Origin of the sequence: Streptomyces sp. NBC_00207 (assembly GCF_045160965.1) — a bacterium.
Lineage (GTDB): Bacteria > Actinomycetota > Actinomycetes > Streptomycetales > Streptomycetaceae > Streptomyces.
This window is the reverse complement of record NZ_CP130715.1, coordinates 4,842,106-4,865,514: the sequence shown is the minus strand read 5'-3', so window position 1 is coordinate 4,865,514 and position 23,409 is coordinate 4,842,106. Positions and strand designations below refer to the sequence as shown.

Genomic DNA, 23,409 nt, shown 5'->3' with positions numbered 1-23,409 from the left:
TCTCCGACTCCCCACATCCGGGAAGGGGCTCAAAGAGGCTCACACGGGCATCTAGCGCTTCGGCCTGTCAACCTCCGGCTACCGTGAGGGACGCCACCCGAAACAGCCGATCTCCACCCCTGCCGGGCGGCTCCGGCCCGGCCGCGCAAATCCGGCCCCGTCGGCGTTTGAGACGCGGGGTCCGGGGCGGCGTCCCGGGTCCCGCGGAGCGGGCCGCCCGGATCCGCTCCCCACCTCCCCGGAGGCCGGCCCTCAGCCGTAGGTGTCGCCCGGCCCCTTGCTGCCCGGCGCCCGCCAGGGCCCGTACCCCTTGGGCCGCCCACCCGGCCCGTGGACTTTGATCATCCGCACCGTCCCCTGGCCCAGGTCCGCGTTCAGCCGCGCCACCAGCTGCGGCGCGAGCAGCTTCAGCTGCGCCGCCCACGCCGAGGAATCGCACCGCACGACAAGCTCACGGTCCTCGTACCGCTCCGGTTCACAGTGCGCCGCGATCTCCGGGCCGACGATCTCCGGCCAGCGCTCCATCACGCCCGCCACCGCCATCGGCATCTCCCAGCCGCGTTCGGTGCGCAGCCGGTCCAGCGCCGCCATGAGCGGCATCGGGTCCCGGCCGTCCGCGCGGGCGCCCGAGCGCAGCCCGGGCTGCCGGCCCTTCTTGGCGCTGGCCGCGTTCCCCCGGGCCCGCGCCTGCTCCCGCGCCGCCGCGAGGGCCTGGCGGGCGAGGTCCACCCCGGAGGCCTCCGGGGGCTTGCGGCCCTCCTGCGGGTTCTTGCCGTTCTCGTTCACAGCCGGGTCACCTCACCGCCGGACACCCCGAACCGCGTTCCCACCAGCACCCCCGGGACGTCGTCGTCCACCGCCGCCGTCACCAGCACCTGCTCACCCGGCGCCACCAGCTCCGCCAGCCGCTCCCGGCGCCGCGTGTCCAGCTCGGCGAACACGTCGTCGAGGATCAGCACCGGCTCGCTGCCCTCCGAGCGCAGCAGCTCGTACGAGGCCAGCCGCAGGGCCAGCGCGTACGACCAGGACTCCCCGTGGCTCGCGTACCCCTTCGCGGGCAGCTCCCCGAGCCGCAGCACGACGTCGTCGCGGTGCGGGCCCACCAGGGTCACACCGCGCTCTATCTCCTGCTTGCGCACCTCCGCCAGCGCGGCTAGCAGCACCTCGTAGAGGGCCTCACGGCTGCGCGCCGCGCCGCTGTCCACCGCTTCGCCGGCCGAGGACTTGTACGCCAGCCCGAGCGGGCCGCCGCCGGGCGCGAGCTGCTCGTACGCCTTGTCCGCCAGCGGCAGCAGCGTCGCGATCAGATCCAGCCGCTGGGCCAGGAGCTCCGCGCCCACGCGCGCAAGGTGCTGGTCCCACACGTCGAGGGTGGAGAGGTCCATCGAGCGCCCGCCGTGCCGCCGGGCCATCGCCGCCGACTTCAGCAGGGTGTTGCGCTGCTTGAGCACCCGCTCGTAGTCGGAGCGGACCGCCGCCATCCGCGGCGAGCGCGCGGTGACGAGCTCGTCGAGGAACTTCCGGCGCTCCCCGGGGTCGCCCTTGACCAGGGCCAGGTCCTCCGGCGCGAACAGCACCGTCCGTACGATCCCCAGCACGTCCCGCGGTCTGACCTGCGAGGACCGGTTGATCCGGGCCCGGTTCGCCCGCCCCGGATTCAGCTCCAGCTCCACCAGCTGCTGGCGCTCGCCCTGGGTGACGGCCGCCCGGATGATCGCCCGGTCCGCGCCCATCCGTACGAGCGGGGCGTCCGCGGAGACCCGGTGGCTGCCCAGCGTCGCGAGGTAGCCGATCGCCTCGACGAGGTTGGTCTTCCCCTGGCCGTTGGGCCCCACGAAAGCGGTGACGCCCGGGTCGAGGGGAACCTCGGCCCGGGCGTACGAGCGGAAGTCGGCCAATGAGAGATGCGAAACATGCATACGGCGCCGACCTCCCCCGGCTTTCCCACTACTCGCTGTGGTGCTGTGCTGCTGGTGATCCGGTGCAGCCCTGTGGGCTGCTACTTCTTCTCGACCGCGTGGCCGCCGAACTGGTTGCGCAGCGCGGCGATCATCTTCATCTGCGGGGAGTCGTCCTGCCGCGAGGCGAACCGCGCGAACAGCGACGCGGTGATCGCGGGCAGCGGTACGGCGTTGTCGATCGCCGCCTCCACCGTCCAGCGGCCCTCGCCCGAGTCCTGCGCGAAGCCGCGCAGCTGCTCCAGGTGCTCGTCCTCGTCGAGGGCGTTCACGGCCAGGTCCAGCAGCCAGGAGCGGATGACGGTGCCTTCCTGCCAGGAGCGGAAGACCTCGCGGACGTCGGTGACCGAGTCCACCTTCTCCAGGAGCTCCCAGCCCTCGGCGTAGGCCTGCATCATGGCGTACTCGATGCCGTTGTGGACCATCTTCGCGAAGTGGCCCGCGCCGACCTTGCCGGCGTGCACGGCGCCGAACTCGCCCTCGGGCTTGAGGGCGTCGAAGATCGGCTGGACCCGTGTGACGTGGTCCTTGGCACCGCCGTACATCAGCGCGTAGCCGTTCTCCAGGCCCCATACGCCGCCGGAGACGCCGCAGTCGACGAAGCCGATGCCCTTGGCCGCCAGCTCCCCGGCGTGCTTCTCGTCGTCGGTCCAGCGGGAGTTGCCGCCGTCGACGACGATGTCGCCGATCGAGAGCAGCTCGGCGAGCTCGTCGACGGTGGACTGCGTCGCCGCGCCGGCGGGGACCATCACCCACACGACGCGGGGGGCCTGCAGGCTGTCCACAAGTTCCCGCAGGCTGTGGACGTCCGCGAGGTCCGGGTTGCGGTCGTATCCGATGACGGTGTGGCCTGCGCGGCGGATGCGCTCGCGCATGTTGCCGCCCATCTTGCCGAGACCGACGAGACCAAGCTCCATCAGGTGGTTCCTTAAGCGTTGTGGCCGTCTTTGCCGGGGCTTCCCCGGCCGTGTCCTCGCCGGACGCGCGGGGGGTCGCCCACCGGATCCGAGCCTACGCCGGGCCGTGGCGGCGGGCCCTGCGGGCGCTCCATGGCGGCCGGTGCGGCTTTCGGGGTTTTCCCCGGCGCCCTCCCCAGCCTGTGGACGACGTCGGGCCCGGTCCCGCAGCGCGCGAGACCGGGCCCGACGTCGACAGGTGGAGCGTCAGCCGGACAGGCGCACCGGCATGATCAGGTACTTGTAGGTCTCGTCGGCCTCCGCGTCGACCGCCGGGCGGCCGCTGAGCAGCGCGGGCTTGGTGGACGTGGTGAAGCTCAGCTGGGCCACCGGGGAGGCGATCGCGCTGAGGCCGTCCAGCAGGAAGGTCGGGTTGAAGGCGATCGAGATGTCGTCGCCGTCGAGCTGGGCGTCGACCCTCTCCACAGCCTGTGCATCGTCGGAGGAGCCGGCCTCCAGGATCAGCACCCCCTGCTCGAAGCTGAGGCGGACCGGGGTGTTGCGCTCGGCCACCAGGGCCACGCGCTTGACGGCCTCGACGAACGGCGCGGTCTCGATCACGGCGACGGAGTTGAACTCGGTCGGGAAGAGCGTCCGGTACTTGGGCAGGTCGCCCTCGAGCAGCCGGGTGGTGGTGCGGCGGCCGGCGCCCTCGAAACCGATGAGGCCTTCGCCCGCGCCGGAGCCGGACAGCGCCAGGGTGACGGTGTCACCGCTGGTCAGGGAGTTGGCGATCTCCTGGAGCGTCTTGGCGGGCACCAGGGCCACGGCCGACGCGTCCGGGTTCTCCGGCTTCCACAGGAACTCGCGGACCGCGAAGCGGTAGCGGTCGGTGGAGGCCAGGGTGACGCGGTCGCCCTCGATCTCGATGCGGACACCGGTCAGCACGGGCAGCGTGTCGTCACGGCCGGCGGCGGTGGCGACCTGCTTGGCGGCGGAGGCGAAGACCTCGCCGGGCACGGTGCCGGTCGCGGTGGGCATCTGCGGCAGGGCCGGGTACTCCTCCACAGGCAGGGTGTGGAGTGTGAATCGCGAGGAGCCGCAGACCACGGTCGCCCGTACACCGTCTGTGGAAATCTCCACCGGGCGGTTGGGGAGGGCGCGGCAGATGTCGGCGAGCAGCCGGCCGGAGACCAGGACGGTGCCGTCCTCCTCGACGTCCGCCTCGACGGAGACGCGGGCCGAGACCTCGTAGTCGAAGCCGGAGAGGCTCAGCGTGCCTTCCTCGGCCTTCAGCAGCAGGCCCGCGAGAACGGGCACCGGCGGCCGGGCCGGGAGGCTACGGGCAGCCCAGGCCACCGCCTCCGCGAGTACGTCGCGCTCCACCCGGATCTTCACCGGAACCGCCTCCTGCTGTTGCTCGCTCGTCTGCCGGCCTTCGTCGTCGGCTCGTCGATGCCTCGACCGATGCCGGGGACCAGTCTGACGTACGGCGCCGACAGTCGGTGCGGCTGGCGGTCAAGTCGGGAGCGGGGCGGCGGAGCGGGCTCTCGGCGAGTTGTGCACAGGACCTGCTTGAAAACCGAAACCGGCCTAACTCTCTATGGGGGTAGTAGTAGGGCCTGTGGAAACGGTGGATAAGCCCGTTCTTGCAGGTCACACCGCGTTTTTTATCCACCGACCCTGTGGGCGACACCGGTGGACAACCCCGTGTCTCTGTGGAGAACGAAAAGTTCTGCACAGGCCGTCCCCAGGGGACCCCGACTACTCCACAGGTGTGTCCCCAGCTTTCCCCCGGTACTCCACAACCCAAACGTCTACATCCGTGTGACCGCTTTCACTCCGGCCGGTGAGAAGGGGTGGTGTGTTGCCGAACAGTGGACAAGGGTGTGGAGAAGAGCCCCGATCCTGTGCACAGGGTGCGCGAACCTGTGGGGAGACGGTGGACAACGTCGTGGACAGCCCTGTGGATGAAATATTTGTCCACAGCCTGTGGATGACGCTTGCGCACAATTCCACAGGGCGGTGACCTGGTCTGATGGGACCTCACCCCGCATGCCTGTGGACAGATTGTGGGTGACGGAACCCGTCCCCAGGGTGTGGACGGAAGAAAGTCACCGAATCTGTGGATGAGTTGCTCCCCAGGGGGCGTATTCGAACAGGTCAGGGGCGCGCGGACGAAGAAGGGCGCCCCCGTTGTCGTCCGGGAGCGCCCTCTGTAAGCGTTTGAAGGGGCCCTTGAACGGCCCCGGGCGAGCGGTACGGGGCCGCTCTCAGCCGTTCTTGATGCGGTTGGTGAGCTCGGTGACCTGGTTGTAGATGGACCGCCGTTCGGCCATCAGAGCGCGGATCTTGCGGTCCGCGTGCATCACGGTGGTGTGGTCGCGGCCGCCGAACTGCGCCCCGATCTTGGGCAGCGACAGGTCGGTGAGCTCCCGGCACAGGTACATGGCGATCTGCCGTGCGGTCACCAGGACCCGGCTGCGCGAGGAGCCGCACAGGTCGTCCACGGTCAGGCCGAAGTAGTCGGCGGTGGCCGCCATGATGTCGGAGGCGGTGATCTCGGGGGCGCTGTCCTCCCCGCCCGGGATCAGGTTCTTCAGGACGTCCTCGGTGAGGCCCAGGTCGACCGGCTGCCGGTTGAGGCTCGCGAAGGCCGTGACCCGGATCAGCGCCCCCTCCAGCTCGCGGATGTTGCGCGAGATGCGGGAGGCGATGAACTCCAGTACCTCCGGCGGGGCGTTGAGCTGCTCCTGGACGGCCTTCTTGCGCAGGATCGCGATACGGGTCTCCAGCTCGGGCGGCTGGACGTCGGTGATCAGGCCCCACTCGAAGCGGTTGCGGAGCCTGTCCTCCAGGGTGACGAGCTGCTTGGGCGGCCGGTCGGAGGAGAGCACGATCTGCTTGTTGGCGTTGTGGAGGGTGTTGAAGGTGTGGAAGAACTCCTCCTGCGTCGACTCCTTGCTCGCGAGGAACTGGATGTCGTCGACGAGCAGGATGTCCATCTCGCGGTAGCGCTTGCGGAACGCGTCGCCCTTGCCGTCGCGGATGGAGTTGATGAACTCGTTGGTGAACTCCTCGGAGCTCACGTACCGCACGCGGGTGCCGGGGTAGAGGCTCCGCGCGTAGTGCCCGATGGCGTGCAGCAGGTGCGTCTTGCCGAGGCCCGACTCCCCATAGATGAAGAGGGGGTTGTAGGCCTTCGCCGGCGCCTCGGCGACGGCCACCGCGGCGGCGTGCGCGAAGCGGTTGGAGGCGCCGATGACGAAGGTGTCGAACAGGTACTTGGGGTTCAGCCGGGCGGTCGGCTCCAGCGGGCCCGAGGTGGAGCCGCCGGACGGGGCCGGGGGCGCGGCGGGCCGGCCGGGGGCCTGGCGCGGCGCGGGCTGCTCGTACTGCTGCTGTTCGTACTTCTGCTGCTCGTACTGATGCGACTGGTGCTGCTGGTGCGACTGATGGGGCTGCTGGGATTCGTACGGAGACTGCTCGTACTGCTGCTGCTCGTAAGAACCCTGGTCGTAGCCGGAGGGCTCGGACTGCTGGAGGTAGCCCGGCTGCGGGGAGGCGTACGGGTCGCGCTCGGGGAAACCGCCGAGGCGGGGCTGCTGCCAGCCGTAGTCGTCCTGCTGGCCGCCGCGGGGCCAGGCGCCGGGCTCGGGGCGCTGCTGCTGGTAGTCCGGGTAGGCGGGGCGGGCGGTGGGGAGCTGGTCGTCCCCGTTGCCGGGGCCGCCGCCGGGGCGCTGGCCGCCGTACGGCTCGTACGCGCCGGGCTGCTGCGCGGGCGGGGAGGGCGCGGGCTCGCCGGCGGAGTCGTCCACGGTGATGGCGATCCGGATGGGGCGGCCGCATTCGCGGCTCAGCGCGTCGCTGATCAGCGGGGCGAGCCGGCCCTCGAGGACGCGCTTGCCCCATTCGTTGGGGACGGCGAGCAGTGCGGTGTCGGCGACGAGCGCCAGGGGCTGGCACCTCTCGACCCACTGCTTGTCTTTCGGCTCGATCCCCGGCTGTCCCTCCCCGAGGAGCTTTTCGAGCACCCTTGGCCACACTGCGGCAAGATCGGCAGGTACGTCAGCCACAGGGCACGCTCTCTCACAGGGGTCCCACGAATGTGTGGTTCTTTGGGACGGTCGGGACAAAAAATCCAGGGTCAGGCAACGGTAGTCAGGCCAGCGGGTACGGTTCAAGTCGTTGTCCACAGCCTGTGCACAGTGTGGGGCCACGTCGGCTCGGTTTGACCGGATGGCGTAGCCGCGCGTACCGTAACGAGGTCGAGTTGTCGATGGCTGCTGCCGCCTGCCTACCGATGGGCGAAGGTCACTGATAGTGATCATTTAGCGGTGCCACTCGGGCGAACACGCGAGTTTCCTCGTGGGCGCACGGTGACAGCCAGGCGATGTCCCGCCACAACGATTCATTCTCTGGAGCCCCCGAGTGAGCAAGCGCACCTTCCAGCCGAACAACCGCCGTCGTGCCAAGACCCACGGCTTCCGTCTCCGGATGCGTACCCGTGCCGGTCGCGCGATCCTCGCGAACCGTCGTGGCAAGGGCCGCGCCGCCCTTTCCGCGTAACAACACGCAGGTCGTGACGTCGTGCTGTCTCCCGAAAATCGGCTGAGGCGGCGCGAGGACTTCGCGAGCGCGGTACGCCGAGGTCGTCGGGCTGGTCGCCCGCTCCTCGTCGTCCACCTACGTACAAGCGGTGCAACGGACCCGCACGAGTCGGGGGAGATCGATCCCTCGTCGCGTGCGGGTTTCGTCGTCAGCAAGGCTGTCGGCAACGCCGTCATACGTAACCGGGTGAAGCGCCGTCTTCGCCATCTGGTCCGGGAGCGGCTGTCTCAGCTGCCCGCCGGTAGCCTGGTGGTGGTACGTGCGTTGCCCGGAGCGGGCGATGCCGGCCCCGAGGAACTGGCCCGGGACCTGGATGCCGCTCTGGTGCGGCTCCTGGGAGGCGTGGCTCGATGAAGTACCCGCTGCTCGCTTTGATCAAGCTGTACCAGTGGACGATCAGTCCGCTGCTCGGCCCGGTGTGCCGGTACTACCCGTCGTGTTCGCACTACGGGTACACCGCCATCGACCGGCATGGTGCGGTGAAGGGGACGGCCCTCACCGCCTGGCGGATCCTGCGGTGCAATCCGTGGTCCCCGGGTGGCGTGGACCATGTCCCACCCCGTAAACGCCCGCGTTGGCACGAGCAGCTGCGCAGTGCGTTGCGTAGATCTCGCAATGCTCAAGGAGCCTGATTAGTGGACACGATTGCCAGTCTGTTCAGCTTTATCACCACGCCCGTCTCGTGGATCATCGTCCAGTTCCACTCGCTGTACGGCGCGATCTTCGGCGCGAACAGTGGATGGGCCTGGGGCCTGTCCATCGTGTCCCTGGTGGTATTGATCCGCATCTGTCTGATCCCGCTCTTCGTGAAGCAGATCAAGGCGACGCGAGGCATGCAGGCGCTCCAGCCGAAGATGAAGGCGATCCAGGAGCGCTACAAGAACGACAAGCAGCGTCAGTCCGAAGAGATGATGAAGCTGTACAAGGAGACGGGCACCAACCCGCTCTCCTCGTGCCTTCCCATCCTGGCGCAGTCCCCGTTCTTCTTCGCGCTCTACCACGTGCTGGCGAGCATCGCCAACGGTGAAGAGATCGGCTACATCGACGGTCCGCTGCTGGCCAGCGCGCGTGAGGCCCACATCTTCGGGGCCCCGCTGGCCTCCAAGTTCACCGACAGCGCCGCGGAGGTCGCCGCCCTGGGCGCCTCGATCACCGACGTGCGCATCGTGACCGCCATCATGATCGTCCTGATGTCGCTCTCGCAGTTCTACACCCAGCGCCAGCTGATGCAGAAGAACGTCGACCTGTCGGTGAAAACGCCGTTCATGCAGCAGCAGAAGATGCTGATGTACATCTTCCCCGTGATCTTCGCGGTCATGGGCATCAACTTCCCCGTCGGTGTCCTCGTCTACTGGCTGACCACGAACGTGTGGACCATGGGCCAGCAGATGTACGTGATCAACCAGAACCCGACGCCGGGCAGCAAGGCGCAGGACCAGTACCTGACCCGCCTGCTGAAGCACATCGGCTCGCACGGCGACGTCAAGGGCCGCAGCAAGAAGAAGATCGTCGCGGCGATCGTGGCCAAGGGCCCGGACCGCAACGACAACGAGCGGAAGTTCATCACGGCTCTGACGAAGCAGGGCCTGGCCGCCCAGCCGGACGGCTCCGTGATCAAGAGTTCCGAGGCCACGGCGGATTCGGATGCGGCGAGCGGCGGTGTCGCGAAGCGGCAGCAGCCCAAGCGGCAGTCGAAGTCGCAGCGTCAGACGCCCAGCAAGCCCTCTCCCAAGAAGTAAGAAGGAGTCCCTCCCGTGACGGAAGGCACCACCACCGCCGCCGCTGAGAGTGGCGACACCCTGACCCGCCTCGAGCAGGAGGGTGAGATCGCGGCCGATTACCTCGAGGGTCTGCTGGACATCGCCGACCTGGACGGCGACATCGACATGGACGTCGAGGCCGACCGGGCCGCGGTGTCGATCGTCAGTGACTCCGCCAGCCGCGACCTGCAGAAGCTCGTGGGCCGCGACGGTGAGGTACTGGAGGCTCTGCAGGAGCTGACCCGCCTCGCCGTGCACCGGGAGACCGGGGACCGCAGCCGGCTGATGCTGGACATCGCCGGGTTCCGTGCGAAGAAGCGCGAGGAGCTGGCGGCGCTGGGCGCCCAGGCGGCGGCGGACGTGAAGGCCTCGGGCGAGCCGCTGAAGCTGGCCCCGATGACCCCGTTCGAGCGGAAGGTCGTCCACGACGCCGTGGCGGCCGCCGGTCTGCGGAGCGAGTCCGAGGGCGAGGAGCCGCAGCGCTTCGTCGTTGTGCTCCCGGCCTGACCCCTGGCGCGAGTATCCGGCCCCGTCTGTGTCGCAGGCGGGGCCGATGTTTGTCAGCCTGGCATGTGAACGACGCGGCATCTTGAAGACGTGGTTTTTTCAGAACCATGCGGTACGGAAGGACGGTCCCCGTGACGGAGGCAGCTGAGCTTCCCCCGGCGCCTGAAGAGGCGCGCGCGGTGTTCGGTGAGTTTTTCCCGGAAGCTGTGCGGTATGCGGAGCTGCTGGCGGACGCGGGAGTCAAGCGGGGCCTGATCGGGCCGCGTGAGGTGCCGCGGCTGTGGGAGCGGCACCTGCTGAACTGCGCTGTGCTGTCGGAGGTGGTGCCCCAGGGCGTCACCGTGTGCGACGTGGGTTCGGGCGCCGGTCTGCCCGGCATCCCGCTGGCGCTGGTGCGCCGGGATCTCAAGATCACTCTGCTCGAGCCGCTGCTGCGGCGGACGACCTTCCTCCAGGAGGTCGTGGAGCTGCTGGGCCTGGACCACGTCACGGTGGTGCGCGGGCGGGCCGAGGAGGTTCTCGGCAAGCTGCAGCCCGTGCACGTGGTGACGGCGCGTGCGGTGGCTCCTCTGGACCGGCTGGCCGGCTGGGGCGTGCCCCTGCTGCGTCCGTACGGGGAGATGCTGGCGCTCAAGGGCGACACCGCCGAGGAGGAGCTGGTGTCGGCCAAGACCGCACTGGCGAAGCTCGGTGTGGTGAAGACCTCGGTGCTGCACGTGGGCGAGGGTCTGGTGGACCCGTTGTCGACGGTGGTCCGGGTCGAGGTCGGAGAGAGCCCCGGTGGGGTGAGGTTCGCGGCCAAGCGGGCTAAGGCGGCCCGAGTGGGACGCACCCGCCGGCGCCGTTGATTTTCTGAGGTGTGGGGGCCCGGCGGAGATTTCATCTGCGTTGGGCCCCATAGGTATGGATTTCGGAGTGTCGTAGCGGCCCGAAGACCCTGTCTGGGCACTGTCCGGGCATCGTGTTTCACGTGAAACGTCGCTCTCTGCTGCACGGAATCATCAGCCGCGGTCGTGCGGCTGCGTCACCCCGCAACCGCAAGGACTCAAGGGGGACGGAGTTGTCCACATCGGTGGATTCCTCCACAGGAGTACGGGCCCCGCTGGTTCGCGACCCGGGTGACATGGGAGGCTCTGTTCATCGCGAGCCTGATGTCGAGGAGAGTGACACCGTGCGGTCCGACGCCAACCTCGCGGGGCCGATGGCCGACCCGGTCCCCGGTCCCCGCTCTGAAGCGGCGGGTGAGGATGTTTCACGTGAAACATTGCCTCCCCCGCTTGTAGACAACGACACCCCCATCGGCCGAGCCGCCCAGCTGGCCGTCGACGCGCTGGGGCGCACCGGTGGACGGCTGCCCCGGCCGGAGCAGACCCGGGTCATCGTGGTCGCCAACCAGAAGGGCGGCGTGGGCAAGACCACGACGACCGTGAACCTGGCGGCCTCGCTGGCCCTGCACGGGGCGCGGGTCCTGGTGGTCGACCTCGACCCGCAGGGCAATGCGTCCACGGCCCTGGGCATCGACCACCACGCGGATGTGCCGTCGATCTACGACGTGCTCGTGGACAGCCGGCCTCTCCTGGAGGTCGTCCAGCCGGTCGTGGATGTGGAGGGGCTCTTCTGTGCTCCGGCCACGATCGATCTGGCGGGCGCGGAGATCGAGCTGGTGTCGCTCGTGGCGCGGGAAAGCCGCCTCCAGCGGGCGATCCAGGCGTACGACCAGCCTCTCGACTACATCCTGATCGACTGTCCTCCCTCGCTCGGGCTGCTCACGGTGAACGCGCTGGTGGCCGGCGCGGAGGTGCTGATCCCGATCCAGTGCGAGTACTACGCGCTGGAGGGCCTGGGCCAGCTGCTGCGCAATGTCGATCTGGTGAGGGCCCACCTCAACCCGACGCTGCACGTGTCGACCATCCTGCTGACGATGTACGACGGCAGGACCCGGCTGGCCTCGCAGGTGGCGGAGGAGGTGCGCAGCCACTTCGGCAAGGAGGTGCTGCGGACGAGCATCCCCCGGTCGGTGCGCATTTCCGAGGCGCCGAGCTATGGGCAGACGGTGCTCACCTACGATCCGGGTTCCAGTGGTTCCCTCTCCTACCTGGAGGCGGCGCGAGAGATCGCGTATCGAGGGGTCGGAATGCAGTACGACGCCCAGCAGGCCCATCTGGGCCCGGGCATGAACAGCACGCAGAGTGTGGCGGAGGGGATCCAGTGAGTGAGCGACGTAGAGGTCTGGGGCGGGGGCTCGGTGCGCTGATCCCCGCGGCCCCGCAGGAGAAGACGCCGCCGGTGATCAGTTCCGGTTCGACGTCTCCGTCGGCGGTGCCGGTGATGGCTTCGGAGCGGGGGGTCGCGGCGGCGAAGCTCGCCTCCCTGGCGCAGGCCGATGTTTCACGTGAAACATCGCTCGCGATCGTCCCGGCGCAGGAGCCGGAACCGGCGGCGGCCGAGACCAATGAGGTGGCGGGAGCGACGTTCGCAGAGCTCCCGATGGACGCGATCACGCCGAACCCGCGCCAGCCGCGTGACGTGTTCGACGAGGACGCGCTCGCCGAGCTGGTGACCTCCATCCAGGAGGTGGGTCTGCTCCAGCCGGTGGTCGTGCGGCAGTCGGCTCCGGGCCGCTACGAGCTGATCATGGGTGAGCGACGCTGGCGTGCCTGCCGGGAGGCGGGGCTGGCGGCCATCCCGGCGATCATCCGGGCGACGGACGACGAGAAGCTGCTGCTGGACGCGCTGCTGGAGAACCTGCACCGAGCCCAGCTGAACCCGCTGGAAGAGGCGGCGGCCTACGACCAGCTGCTCAAGGACTTCAACTGCACCCACGACCAGCTGGCCGACCGGATCGGTCGCTCGCGCCCCCAGGTGTCGAACACGCTGCGGCTGCTGAAGCTGTCGCCGTCGGTGCAGCGCCGGGTGGCCGCGGGTGTGCTGTCGGCCGGCCATGCCCGGGCGCTGCTTTCGGTGGACGACTCCGAGGAGCAGGACCGGCTGGCACACCGGATCGTGGCCGAGGGGCTGTCGGTGCGTGCGGTCGAGGAGATCGTGACGCTGATGGCTTCGGAGCCTTCGAGTGCGGTGAAGCCGAAGGGTCCGCGCGCGGGCACCCGGGTGGCGCCGGCGCTCAGCGAGCTGGCGACGCGTCTGTCGGACCGGTTCGAGACGCGCGTGAAGGTGGACCTGGGCCAGAAGAAGGGCAAGATCACCGTCGAGTTCGCATCGATGGAGGATCTGGAGCGGATTCTGGGAACGCTGGCGCCGGGCGAGGGCCGGGTGCTGGAGCAGGGTCTTTCCGGGGAGTGATCCCAGGGCCGCCGAGGGGCGGATCGTGCCGGTGCGAATCGGCGCGGTCCGCCCCTTCGCTTTGCTGTCGAAGAACGAAGGACCAGTGGATACGATGCGGTCATGGGTCGTCGGCTGGTACCGCTCACGCTGGACAACCTCCAGGATTTGCCCCGTCGTTGCCGGTCCTGCGTGTTCTGGGAACTGGATCCGGTCAGCGGTGAGGCCGCCGTGAAGGCGGGGACTCCGGCACTGGAGAAGGAGGCGTGGATCTCCGCCGTCCTTCTGGAGTGGGGATCCTGCGGCCGCGTGGTCTACGTGGACGAGGTTCCGGTGGGGTTCGTGCTGTACGCGCCGCCGGCGTACGTGCCCCGGGCCACCGCGTTTCCGACCAGTCCGGTCTCGCCGGATGCGGTGCAGCTGATCACCGCGTGGATCATGCCGGGGTATCAGGGGCAGGGCCTGGGGCGGGTCATGGTGCAGACGGTGGCGAAGGATCTGCTGCGGCGCGGGTTCCGGGCGATCGAGGCCTTCGGGGATGCCCGGTGGGAGCGTCCGGCCTGTCTCCTGCCCGCGGACCATCTGCTGGCCGTGGGCTTCAAGACCGTGCGACCGCACCCGGTGCATCCGCGGCTGCGCCTCGAACTGAGGTCGACGCTGTCCTGGAAGGAAGACGTGGAGCTGGCGCTGGACCGGCTGTTGGGCGGGGCGCGCAAGGAGCCGGCGTTGCGTCCCCTCTGAGGAGGGGCGGGATGTGCGAAACGGGGCCGCCCCAGGAGGGGCGGCCCCGTTTCACGTGGAACCTCAGACGGTCTTGACCTCGACGAAGTCCGAGAGGTCACGCAGGATGGCGGCCTTCGGCTTGGCGCCGACGATCGTCTTGGCGACCTCGCCGCCCTGGTAGACGTTCAGCGTCGGGATGGACATGACGCCGTACTTGGCAGCCGTGGCCGGGTTCTGGTCGATGTTGAGCTTGACGATCTCGATCTGGTCGCCGTACTCGGCGGCGATGGCCTCGAGGGACGGCGCGATCTGGCGGCACGGTCCGCACCATTCGGCCCAGAAGTCGACCAGTACGGGCTTGTCGCTCCTGAGGACCTCGGCGTCGAAGTCAGCATCGGTCACGTTCTTGAGGGTGCCGGCCACAGCGGCCTCCTTCTTCTTCCTGCGGGGTGTGTGGGGTGGGGGCGTGGGGGTCAGACCGCCGCGTGGGCCTTCTCGGCGTCCGCGAGGGCGGCGAGGAAGCGCTCGGCGTCGAGGGCGGCGGAGCAACCGGTGCCCGCAGCGGTGATGGCCTGACGGTACGTGTGGTCCACGACGTCGCCGGCGCCGAACACGCCAGTGACGCTGGTCCGGGTGGAGGGGGCGTCGACCTTGAGGTAACCCTCGCTGTCGAGGTCCAGCTGGTCCTTGAACAGCTCGGTGCGCGGGTCATGGCCGACGGCGATGAACAGGCCGGTCACGGGCAGCGCGGAGGTCTCACCGGTCTTGGTGTTGCGCAGGGTGAGGCCGGAGAGCTTCTGCTCGCCGTGGATCTCGGCGACCTCGCTGTCCCAGGCGAACTTGATCTTCGGGTCGGCGAAGGCGCGGTCCTGCATGGCCTTCGAGGCGCGCAGGCTGTCGCGGCGGTGGACGATCGTCACGGACTTGGCGAAGCGCGAGAGGAAGGTCGCCTCCTCGATCGCGGTGTCGCCGCCGCCGACGACGGCGATGTCGTGGTCCTTGAAGAAGAACCCGTCGCACGTGGCGCACCAGGAGACGCCGCGGCCGGAGAGGGCGTCCTCGTTGGGCAGGCCGAGCTTGCGGTGCTGGGAGCCGGTGGTGACGATGACGGCCTTGGCGCGGTGCACGGTGCCGGCGGTGTCGGTGACGGTCTTGATCTCACCGGTGAGGTCCACGGCGACGATGTCGTCCGGGACGAGCTCGGCGCCGAAGCGCTCGGCCTGACCCCGCATGTTGTCCATGAGGTCCGGGCCCATGATCCCGTCCTGGAAGCCCGGGAAGTTCTCCACCTCGGTGGTGTTCATCAGGGCGCCACCGGCGGTGACGGCACCTTCGAAGACCAGGGGCTTGAGCGAAGCGCGTGCGGTGTACAGGGCGGCGGTGTAACCGGCCGGCCCGGAGCCGATGATGATCACGTTTCGTACGTCGCTCACGGGTTTCTTCCTCGTCTCTGCGGACTGCGTGCTGCCTACCGGGGGCCGGTGCGGACTCTCACCCCACCCAACGGATCCTACGGCGCATGCATTCCCCACCCGCCCCACCGCGGACCTGAACGTGTCAGCCCCGGGGATAGGTACGCGTCAGGAGGACCTTTCCCGGGGTGGCCGAGCCGGTGTTCTCGCAGCTTGTGTCGACGAGGTAGGCGTCCACGCGCGAGGAGTCGGCCGGGTGTGAGAGGACGAGGAGGTACACCTCGGTGTCCTGATAGGTGCCGCGCCCGACGGCGAGCAGGGAGTCGGCGCGGCCGGTGGCGTCCTGGACGCAGGTGGGGACGGGAGGTGCCGCCCGCTTGTCTCCGGGGGCGACTCCCGGGGCGGGAGCGGTGTTCTCCATGCCGTAGGTGTTGTTCTGCTCCCCCGGGGTGGTCTTGGCGCCCGGTGCCGGGGTGATGAGCTGTCGCACGCTGTCCTGGAGCCCCTGTGCGGTGTACGCGCTGCCGGCCGAGGCGGCTGCGGGCGGCTGGGCGGCGGAGTCCGAGGCCTCGCCGCGGGCGGCGGTGTCGCTGCCGGGGGTGCCGGCGAAGTCGCCGAACAGGAAGAGGCCGAGGGCGCAGGCGGCGGCGCCGGCCAGGCCTGAGAGCACGGCGATCCGGCGGCGGGCACGGCGTCTGCCCGGGCCGGTTGGGCCGGTCGGGTGACCGGCGGGCGATGTTTCACGTGAAACATCGCGGTCCGGCGTGCGCGGCCGGGTGACCGGTGCGGCCTGGTCCCGGGGCTGGGTCGCGTCGAGGAGGGCCTCGGCGGCGAGGGCCGCGTCGATGCGGCCGGCGATGTCGGCGGGCATCCGGGCCGGCCCCGGGAGGGTGCCGAGAAGCCCGCGGATCTCCTCCAGGGAGGCGCGGACGTCGGCGCACAGGGCGCAGTCATCGAGGTGACGGCGGACTTCGGCGGTGCGGGACGGGGAGAGGAGACCTTCGGTCAGGTCGGAGATCTCCGAGACGTCCGGGTGCCGGATCGTGCCGGTCGTGCCGGTTGTGGGGCTCACGGTCGTCCACCTCCGCCCTTCACAGCGTCTGGGTCTGGATGCCTGGGTTCTGCCGCTGGTGGGACGGGTGGACCCGGCGTCCGGTTCCTTCCCCGCTCGGTGGTGGTGTTATCCCCGGCATTCGTGCGCAGATGAGTGAGGAGGGGGACGAGTTTCGCCCGGCCGCGGGCGCACCGGCTTTTCACGGTGCCGGTGGGGACCTCGAGGATGCGGGCGGCTTCGGCGACGGGGTATCCCTGCATGTCGACGAGGACGAGCGCGGCCCGCTGGTCGGCCGGGAGGGTCCCCAGGGCGGCCAGGAGCTGGCGGTGGAGGTCCTGGCGCTCCGCGGGGGCCTCGGCGGACTCGTGGGGCTCCAGGAGCCGCTCCAGGCGGTCCGTGTCGTCGAGGGGAGAGGTCCTGCGGGTCGCGGCCTTGCGGGCACGGTCGAGGCAGGCGTTGACGGTGATGCGGTGCAGCCAGGTGGTGACGGCGGATTCCCCGCGGAAGGTGTGGGCGGCCCGGTAGGCGGAGACCAGGGCGTCCTGCACGGCGTCCGCGGCCTCCTCGCGGTCGCCGAGGGTCCGCAGGGCCACGGCCCACAACCGGTCCCGGTGCCGCCGCACGAGTTCCCCGAACGCATCGGGATCGCCGGCCACGTGCGCGGCCAGGAGTTCCCGGTCGTCGCTGCCTTCCGTGGTTCCTTCTCGCATCACACCCTGCTTCCTCCCCGGATGGAGACTAGGTGCGTCGGCCGGGCGCGTAAAGAATCACGCGGCCCGGCCGCACCGGGCCGCGCGCAGCCGAGGCGGACGGGCTCGGGACTAGGGGCCGAGCACCTTGATCTCGCTGATTCCACCCCGGTAGCCCCCGCCGGAAGGGGGCAGTTCGGTGATGTGGATCAGCACGAAGCGCGTACGGACCGGAGTGTCGAACGTGGCCTGGAGCTTCTTGTCGGTGAGCTTCAGCTCGGTGAGCCGGTGGGTGAAGGCGCCGAGGGTTTCCGGGTTGCCGGCATCCGCGGAGGCGGCGAAGACCTCGGCCGTCTGCCCCGGCACGTACATGTCGATGTCGAGGCCGTTCACGTTCTTCAGCTCGCCCAGGTCGACGATGATCCCGCTGCCGTTGTTCTCCGGCTCCAGGCGGCCGAAGTCGGGGTAGTTGTAGTACTCCTTGGTGATCCACGCGGTTGCGGGGTTGTTGTCGATGGTCTTCGGGGCCAGCTGGGGCTGGACCGAGCCGCCGAGGACCGAGACGTGCTGGATCGGCAGGGGCTTCCCGGGGTCGCTCTGCTTCGGGTTGTCCTCGGTGCCCGTCTTGGTGTTGTTGGTGCCGCTGTTGCCCTTCCGGCTGCTCCGTTCCAGGAGGGTGTCGGCCAGCTGCCAGCTGCCCAGGCCGAGGGCGGCGATGAGCAGGGCGGCGACACCCCACTTGAGGGCGCGGCCCGTACGGCTCTGCAGCGGGGGCGGCGGCGGGACGGGCCGGACCTGCGTGGTGGGCGACCCGGGAGGCGTGGGACGGCCGTAGCTGCCCTGCTGGTAGGTGGTGTGCTGGTACTCCGGCGGGGCCGTGAAGGCGGGCTCCGGCGGCCGGATGCGGGGCATCGCGGCGACGGCCTTGGCGAGCTCCTCCGGGCTGGTGCAGGCGGGCTCCTGGCGGGATGCGGTGGCCCCGTCGTTGGCGAGTGCCCGCATGGCGAGTTCGCCCAGGCCGCGGTGGACGCCGGCGCGCACCTGGTCGGGGGCGATCAGGCCCACGCCCTTGGGCAGGCCGGTGAGGCCGTAGGCGTCGCTCTCGTACGGCCAGCGCTGGGTGAGGGCGGCGTACAGGAGGGCGCCGATGGCCTCGGTGTCGGCGCGCTGCGGGGTCTCGCTGGTGATGCCGCGCAGGGCGGCGTTCACGGCGAGGCCGCGGATGCGGTACTGGCCCGAGGAGGTGCGCAGTATCGCGCTGGGCGTCAGCCGCAGATGGGCCAGGCCTTCGCGGTGCGCGGCGGCCATGGCCTGGGAGATCTGGCTCACGAGCTGATAGGCCTCGTGGGGCTCCAGGGGGCCTGCGGCGAGGACCGCGGTGAGCTCGGTCGCGTCGGGCAGCCACTCGTGGACGACGTAGACGAGGTCGTTCTCCTCCACGGCGTCGAGGACCTGGACGAACCGGGGGTCGCCGAGGAGGGCGGAGGAGCGCGCGGCGGCCAGGACGGAGCGTGCCCGCGCGTGGTCGGCGGGCATCAGGTGGACGCCCACGGCACGCCGCAGTTTCTCGTCCATCGCGCGCCAGCTGCTGAATCCGTCCACACGGGTGACGCACTCTTCCAGCCGGTAGCGTCTGGCGAGCTTGTGGCCGCTGTGGAGTTCGGGTGCGGCAGCGGGGGCCGCCTTCATGCGTTCGCCGTCCTTGTCGGGCATGGGTCCGTCCGCGGCTCGTCCGTTCTGGGTGTCCACCCCGTCGGACGTGGCCTTTGCCGCTTGCGCGGCCAGCGGCTCATCGCCGCCGTTGTCGGCCACGTCGACGGCAGCCGTGCTACGTTCCGCCACCGTCGTTCCCGCCTCCCCATCCGTTGCGCGCTGTAGGCCAGTCTGCGAAGCCATGCCAATTGTGCCCACAGTCCGACGCTATGCACGACACACGAACGGGGGCGACGGTTGTGCGCATCAGCGCCCCAAACGTCCGCGGACCATTCCGACCATCGCGTTGAGCTCTTCGATCCGCATCCGCTTGGCGGCGATGAGGAACACGGCCGCCAGGGCGATGCCTCCGGCCACGAGGGCGGCGGCGGAACCGGCGACTCCACTGCCCAGCCACTGGGTGACTCCGTAGGCGGCGGCGCCCGCCACCGCGGCGGCGGGGACGCAGGCGCCGGTGAGGCGCGCGTAGGTGCGCATCACGTGGGCGCCGTCGAGGTCGCCGTCGAGACGGGTCTTGAGACGGCGCCAGGCGACGCCCACGCCGACGGTGTAGCCGAGGCCGTAGGCGGCGGCCATGCCGACGACCGCCCAGCGGGCGGGGAGGACGAAGAAGGACGCCGCGGAGACCGCCGCGTTGACGGCGGCGACGATGACGGTGTTGTAGAAGGGCGTCCGGGTGTCCTCGTAGGCGTAGAAGCCGCGCAGGACGACGTACTGGACGGAGTAGGGGATCAGGCCGAGGCCGAAGGCCATCAGGATGTAGCCGATGTTCTGGGCGCCGGAGCCCGATCCGGCGTAGAGCAGGGTGGCCATCGGCACGCCGAGCGCGAGGAACGCGAAGGCGCACGGCACGATCGCGACGGCCGAGGTGCGCAGCCCGTAGGAGATGTCGTCGCGGACCGCGGCGGCGTCCCCGTCGTGGGCGGAGCGGGAGATGCGGGGCAGCACGGCCGTCATGACGGAGACGGTGATGATCGCCTGCGGCATCTGCCACAGCAGCAGCGCGTAGTTGTAGGCGGTGATGCCGGTACCGGGGTGGCCCTGCTTCTCGGCGACGGATCCGGCCCAGGTGGCGAACTGGGTGACGACGACGAGGCCGATCTGGTTGGCGAGGACGAAGAAGAACGTCCACTTGGCCAGACGGGCGGCCTTGCCGAGGCCGTGGCCCTTCCAGTCGAAGCGCAGGCGCGGCCGGAAGCCGGCGTCGCGCAGGTAGGGCAGCATCGCGAGGGCCTGGACGGTGAGTCCGAGCAGCGTGCCCACGCCCAGCAGGCGCACCCCGTCGGCGGTGACGGTGGTGGCGTTGACGCCGGAGGTGGTGAAGCCGCCGAAGGCCCAGATGAAGGCGCCGAAGGTGGCGATGACCACGATGTTGTTGAGGACCGGGGTCCACATCATCGCGCCGAACCGGCCGCGGGCGTTGAGGATCTGACCCAGGACCACGTGGATGCCCATGAAGAACATGGTGGGCAGGCAGTAGCGGGCGAAGGCGACCGCGACTTCCATCTGCTGCGGGTCGGAGGCGATCTTCGGCGACATCATCGTGATGAACACCGGTGCCGCCAGGACACAGATGGTGGTGATGCCGGCCAGCAGGACCACGACGAGGGTCAGCAGCCGGTTGGCGTAGGCCTCTCCTCCGTCGCTGTCGTTCTTCATGGCCCGGACCAGCTGCGGGATGAAGACGGCGTTGAGGGCGCCGCCGCCGACCAGCACGTAGATCATCGTGGGCAGGGTGTTGGCGATCTGGTACGTGTCGTTGAAGGTGCCCACGCCGATGGCGCCGGCGATGACCAGGGTCCGCAGGAAGCCGGTGATGCGGGAGACGATCGTGCCCGCGGCCATGACCGCGCTGGACTTCAGGAGGCCGGCTGCGCGTCCGGCGGGCTTGCTCGGTGCCGGCGCCGCGACGGGGGCCTCCTCGGCGGGAGTGCGGGGGGCCGCCTCCTGGTCCCGGTAGAGGTGTGCGAAGGCATCGGGTTCCGGCTGGTCCTCCGAGGCCTGGGTGACGAGGGAGTCGACGCCGACGAACTGGGTCGTGGTGGCGTGGTCGCCGTACGGCAGGTGGCGGGAGGGGCCGTCCGGCTCGGGCGCCGGGGTCTGGGCCCAGACGTGCGGATCGGGAGAGTACGAGGGGGCGGCCGGCGCCGCGTAGAGCGGGCCGGGCTCCTGGTAGGTGCCGGGCGGCGGCGGGGGGTGCGAGGCGCGGTCGTAGAGGACCTCGGCGACGGGGTCCTGGGCGGACAGGTCCTGGGACCGGTACGGGTCGTGGTCGTAGGCGTCCTGGACATACGGGTCGCGGTCCGGCGCGGGCGCAGGCGCGGGAACCTGCCCCGGCACCGGGGTGCCCGGAGCAGTGCCCTGGGAGGGCGCAGGCCCACCAGTGCCCTGCGCGCGGTCACCGTCGTACGGCGCGTTCATCGAAACCCCACCTCATCGTCCCCAGGCCGACCGGCCACGGCATCGCTCAACGGTCCACTGTCTCACCCGTGCCGGACCCCTCGGTGCTTTGCGGTCCGGTGTCCGGGGACTCGTCACTCGGCTGCGTGCTCTCCTCGGCGGCCGCACGGGCCGCGACGCGCTTGCGGCTGGCGTACATCTTGATGCCTGCCAGGACCAGGAGGAGCACACCGCCGGCGATGACCAGCATGACGGTGGGGGTGATCTCGGTGGCCTCGACGGTGAACCGTCGCTCCTTGCCGTAGGGGACGCCGTCCTTGGTGAAGAGCTGCGCGGTGACCTCGACCGGACCGCTCGCGTTGGCGTTGGCGGGGAACTTGAACGTCTGGGTGTGGTCGCCCTGGACGGTCACCTGCTGCTCGGCCTGGCCGCTGTCGCCGAACATCAGGCGGGTCGGGTTCGCGGACTTCACCCGCAGGACCAGGTTGTGGACGTCCTGGACGAGGCTGTTCTGGACGCTGACCGGGATGGTGGCGCTGTGTCCGGACAGGGTGGCGTCGGACTTGGGGATGACCTTGACCTTCTCGGTGAGACCGATCAGGTACTCCTGCACCTGGTCCCGGTAGACGCGGGCCTCCTCGGGGCGCCCGCGCCAGGAGGTGGACATCTCCCGGTTGGTGGTGTTGCCGAAGGGGATCTCCACGCGGTCGGGCGCGGCCAGGATCACCTTGAAGTGGTCGAGGGTGGTCTGCGTGGTGCGGATCTTCTCGAAGGCCGACACCGGCAGCTCCTGCTTGCGCAGGGCCTCGGGGTACTGTCCGGCGCCCGGCACCTGGGTGGCGGCGCCGGGATCGGGCTTGGCGGCGGCCGCGGCCTCGAGGTCCCCGGGCTGCGTCCAGCGGCCCGCCTGGAGCCCGCGTACGGCCGCGGCCATCGTCTGCACCTGGCTGACGGTGGGCATCCGCTGCGGGGCGACGACGAAGCTGCGCTGCTCGTCGGTCTTCTGCAGGTTGAGGGCGAGGCTGTGGGCGAGGAACCGCTGCACGGCCAGGGTGGAGGACCCGGCGTTCAGCATGTCGCCCTCGAAGGCGGTGGACAGATCGGCGTCCGCGACGACGGCGGTGGTGCCGGCGCCGATGGGGCGGGCGGCCGAGGGCGTGTAGCCCAGGGCTCCGCTCTCCACGAGGCTGTCGCTGCGGGTGAGGACGTTGTGGGCACCGGCCGAGGTGGCGACGTTGACGATCGAGGGGTCGATGGCGCCGTCCACGGGCCAGGAGAAGTCGGTGGACGCCGTGACGTGCAGCACGGTCTCGACGGCCTGCTTCGCCTTGTCGGTGGCGGGGCGCAGCTGGCCCAGGGTGCCCGAGACGTCCTTGCCGTGGTGGGCGAGGGAGGCGAGGTCGGGGTCGGCGAAGGGCAGGGCGACGACCTTCTTGCCCTGGACGGCCGCCTCCAGGGAGCTCAGCCACTGCTCGGCGACGGCCTTGTTCTTCCCCTGGACGGGCTTGCCGCCCGCACTGCGGACCCGGTAGCCCTTGGTCATCGCGTCGACCGAGTAGAGCAGGTCGGGGTCGATGACCCAGGTGATCGGCAGGTCCTTGCCGAGGCTGACCATCTGCTCCAGGCGGCCGCCGGCCTTGAGCTCGTCGGCGAGCGAATCGTCGAGGAAGACGGGGGTCTGCAGCTCGTCGGAGCCGGTCTCCGCGGTCACGCGGGTGGTGGAGATCAGCGGCCACGCGTAGGTGATCTGGGAGCGCTTGGAGGCGGCTTCCGGCTGCCAGGGCAGGAAGGTCCGCTTGATCCCCAGGACCTGTTCGGACGGGCGGCTCTCGGTCGCCCCGGACAGGGAGACACCGAGCTGGTAGACCCCGTCCTTGTCCAGTTCGAGCTTGTTCACCGGGACGGTCAGCGTGAACTCCTGGCGGACCTTCGACGGCAGCGAGGCGATCTTCACGGCGTAGGCCGGATCGATCTCGCCGGGGTCGGCGCCGGCCCGGAAGGCGTTGCGTTCCGCCGCCTCGTCGATGGAGGACCGGTCCGCGAGCGCGGGCCCGACCCGCAGGCCGACATGCGCGTCGTTGATCGTCTCGGAGCCGGTGTTCACCACGGTCCCGGAGATGGTCAGGGTGTCCCCCTTGACCGGGGCGGCGGGGGTCATGGAGGTCAGCTGGACGTCCACGCCGGTCGCCTGGACGGCCTGGGCCTCGGGGGCCGGAGAGTAGACCAGGGCGGCCATCACGGGCGTCCCGGCGAGCAGGACGATCGCCCGCCGCAGCCAGCGGCGCCGGACAGGAGCGGGGGACGCCCCCTGGATGTCTGCCGCCTCGGCCACGCGCTAGCCCGTTCCTCGAAGTGTCAGTGGTCGTCTTTTGTGCGTCCACGCATGGTAACGAGGCCCGCTGTGTGC

At 70.1% G+C, this 23,409-nt stretch carries 21 protein-coding genes; 9 read left to right on the top strand and 12 right to left on the bottom strand.

Features of this window, described 5'->3' with window-relative positions:
- Positions 1–252 precede the first annotated feature (252 nt).
- The 5 genes from OG472_RS22975 to dnaA form a co-directional block, all read right to left on the bottom strand.
- Positions 253–786, bottom strand: a complete 534-nt coding sequence (locus OG472_RS22975; protein WP_401610124.1) for a DUF721 domain-containing protein — start codon at positions 784–786, stop codon at positions 253–255.
- Positions 783–1,919: a DNA replication/repair protein RecF gene (recF, locus tag OG472_RS22970; RefSeq protein WP_401610127.1), complete on the bottom strand. Its 1,137-nt coding sequence runs from the start codon at positions 1,917–1,919 to the stop codon at positions 783–785. Before recF ends, OG472_RS22975 begins: the two co-directional genes overlap by 4 nt.
- Before the next feature lie 80 nt (positions 1,920–1,999).
- A complete protein-coding gene (gnd, locus tag OG472_RS22965; RefSeq protein WP_401610130.1) occupies positions 2,000–2,875 on the bottom strand; it encodes a phosphogluconate dehydrogenase (NAD(+)-dependent, decarboxylating) in 876 nt (291 codons plus the stop codon).
- Positions 2,876–3,121: 246 nt separating this feature from the next.
- A complete protein-coding gene (gene dnaN / locus OG472_RS22960; protein WP_401610133.1) occupies positions 3,122–4,252 on the bottom strand; it encodes a DNA polymerase III subunit beta in 1,131 nt (376 codons plus the stop codon).
- Positions 4,253–5,127: 875 nt separating this feature from the next.
- Complete coding sequence (gene dnaA / locus OG472_RS22955; protein ID WP_401610135.1) at positions 5,128–7,185, bottom strand: chromosomal replication initiator protein DnaA; 2,058 nt, start codon at positions 7,183–7,185, stop codon at positions 5,128–5,130.
- A gap of 100 nt (positions 7,186–7,285) precedes the next feature.
- Between dnaA and rpmH the strand changes: the two genes are divergently transcribed.
- From rpmH to OG472_RS22910, 9 genes are all read left to right on the top strand, one after another.
- The gene (gene rpmH / locus OG472_RS22950) at positions 7,286–7,423 is read left to right on the top strand and encodes a 50S ribosomal protein L34 (protein ID WP_008741645.1); all 138 of its coding nucleotides are present in this window, start codon (positions 7,286–7,288) and stop codon (positions 7,421–7,423) included.
- 21 nt (positions 7,424–7,444) lie between these two features.
- Positions 7,445–7,819, top strand: coding sequence for a ribonuclease P protein component (rnpA, locus tag OG472_RS22945; protein ID WP_078892724.1), 375 nt, complete (start codon positions 7,445–7,447; stop codon positions 7,817–7,819).
- Positions 7,816–8,097, top strand: a complete 282-nt coding sequence (gene yidD, locus OG472_RS22940) for a membrane protein insertion efficiency factor YidD (protein WP_076043740.1) — start codon at positions 7,816–7,818, stop codon at positions 8,095–8,097. Before rnpA ends, yidD begins: the two co-directional genes overlap by 4 nt.
- Before the next feature lie 3 nt (positions 8,098–8,100).
- Positions 8,101–9,204 (top strand): membrane protein insertase YidC, encoded by a 1,104-nt coding sequence (gene yidC, locus OG472_RS22935; protein ID WP_383565037.1) that lies wholly within the window; start codon positions 8,101–8,103, stop codon positions 9,202–9,204.
- 15 nt (positions 9,205–9,219) lie between these two features.
- The gene (locus tag OG472_RS22930; RefSeq protein ID WP_030008408.1) at positions 9,220–9,732 is read left to right on the top strand and encodes a R3H domain-containing nucleic acid-binding protein; all 513 of its coding nucleotides are present in this window, start codon (positions 9,220–9,222) and stop codon (positions 9,730–9,732) included.
- A 131-nt stretch (positions 9,733–9,863) separates the two neighbouring features.
- The gene (gene rsmG, locus OG472_RS22925; protein WP_383565035.1) at positions 9,864–10,580 is read left to right on the top strand and encodes a 16S rRNA (guanine(527)-N(7))-methyltransferase RsmG; all 717 of its coding nucleotides are present in this window, start codon (positions 9,864–9,866) and stop codon (positions 10,578–10,580) included.
- A 275-nt stretch (positions 10,581–10,855) separates the two neighbouring features.
- Positions 10,856–11,944: a ParA family protein gene (locus OG472_RS22920; RefSeq protein ID WP_401610139.1), complete on the top strand. Its 1,089-nt coding sequence runs from the start codon at positions 10,856–10,858 to the stop codon at positions 11,942–11,944.
- Complete coding sequence (locus OG472_RS22915) at positions 11,941–13,032, top strand: ParB/RepB/Spo0J family partition protein (protein WP_405831008.1); 1,092 nt, start codon at positions 11,941–11,943, stop codon at positions 13,030–13,032. Before OG472_RS22920 ends, OG472_RS22915 begins: the two co-directional genes overlap by 4 nt.
- 102 nt (positions 13,033–13,134) lie before the next feature.
- On the top strand, positions 13,135–13,752 hold the full coding sequence (locus OG472_RS22910; RefSeq protein ID WP_383565029.1) for a GNAT family N-acetyltransferase: 618 nt from the start codon (positions 13,135–13,137) through the stop codon (positions 13,750–13,752).
- A gap of 63 nt (positions 13,753–13,815) precedes the next feature.
- Here the strand turns inward: OG472_RS22910 and trxA are convergent, their stop codons facing one another.
- The 7 genes from trxA to OG472_RS22875 all read right to left on the bottom strand — a co-directional run bounded on the left by trxA (position 13,816) and on the right by OG472_RS22875 (position 23,334).
- Positions 13,816–14,157 carry a thioredoxin gene (gene trxA / locus OG472_RS22905; RefSeq protein ID WP_401610144.1) on the bottom strand — a complete coding sequence of 114 codons (342 nt, stop codon included), beginning with the start codon at positions 14,155–14,157 and terminating at the stop codon, positions 13,816–13,818.
- A gap of 50 nt (positions 14,158–14,207) precedes the next feature.
- Positions 14,208–15,167 (bottom strand): thioredoxin-disulfide reductase, encoded by a 960-nt coding sequence (gene trxB, locus OG472_RS22900; protein ID WP_401610146.1) that lies wholly within the window; start codon positions 15,165–15,167, stop codon positions 14,208–14,210.
- Positions 15,168–15,291: 124 nt separating this feature from the next.
- Positions 15,292–16,218: an anti-sigma factor family protein gene (locus OG472_RS22895; protein ID WP_405831005.1), complete on the bottom strand. Its 927-nt coding sequence runs from the start codon at positions 16,216–16,218 to the stop codon at positions 15,292–15,294.
- Positions 16,215–16,910 (bottom strand): RNA polymerase sigma factor SigM, encoded by a 696-nt coding sequence (gene sigM / locus OG472_RS22890; protein ID WP_405831003.1) that lies wholly within the window; start codon positions 16,908–16,910, stop codon positions 16,215–16,217. Before sigM ends, OG472_RS22895 begins: the two co-directional genes overlap by 4 nt.
- A 111-nt stretch (positions 16,911–17,021) precedes the next feature.
- Positions 17,022–18,731: a protein kinase family protein gene (locus OG472_RS22885; protein ID WP_405941963.1), complete on the bottom strand. Its 1,710-nt coding sequence runs from the start codon at positions 18,729–18,731 to the stop codon at positions 17,022–17,024.
- Between the two features lie 117 nt (positions 18,732–18,848).
- Positions 18,849–21,023: a murein biosynthesis integral membrane protein MurJ gene (gene murJ, locus OG472_RS22880; protein WP_405941962.1), complete on the bottom strand. Its 2,175-nt coding sequence runs from the start codon at positions 21,021–21,023 to the stop codon at positions 18,849–18,851.
- A gap of 46 nt (positions 21,024–21,069) precedes the next feature.
- The gene (locus OG472_RS22875) at positions 21,070–23,334 is read right to left on the bottom strand and encodes a DUF6049 family protein (RefSeq protein WP_401610157.1); all 2,265 of its coding nucleotides are present in this window, start codon (positions 23,332–23,334) and stop codon (positions 21,070–21,072) included.
- Positions 23,335–23,409 lie beyond the last annotated feature (75 nt).

Coding starts and splice junctions, on each gene's coding strand:
- dnaA (WP_401610135.1), bottom strand. CDS start 7,185: ATGATCACTATCAGTGACCTTCGCCCATCGGTAGGCAGGCGGCAGCAG.
- OG472_RS22920 (WP_401610139.1), top strand. CDS start 10,856: ATGGGAGGCTCTGTTCATCGCGAGCCTGATGTCGAGGAGAGTGACACC.
- murJ (WP_405941962.1), bottom strand. CDS start 21,023: ATGAACGCGCCGTACGACGGTGACCGCGCGCAGGGCACTGGTGGGCCT.
- sigM (WP_405831003.1), bottom strand. CDS start 16,910: ATGCGAGAAGGAACCACGGAAGGCAGCGACGACCGGGAACTCCTGGCC.
- OG472_RS22910 (WP_383565029.1), top strand. CDS start 13,135: ATGGGTCGTCGGCTGGTACCGCTCACGCTGGACAACCTCCAGGATTTG.
- yidD (WP_076043740.1), top strand. CDS start 7,816: ATGAAGTACCCGCTGCTCGCTTTGATCAAGCTGTACCAGTGGACGATC.
- gnd (WP_401610130.1), bottom strand. CDS start 2,875: ATGGAGCTTGGTCTCGTCGGTCTCGGCAAGATGGGCGGCAACATGCGC.
- recF (WP_401610127.1), bottom strand. CDS start 1,919: ATGCATGTTTCGCATCTCTCATTGGCCGACTTCCGCTCGTACGCCCGG.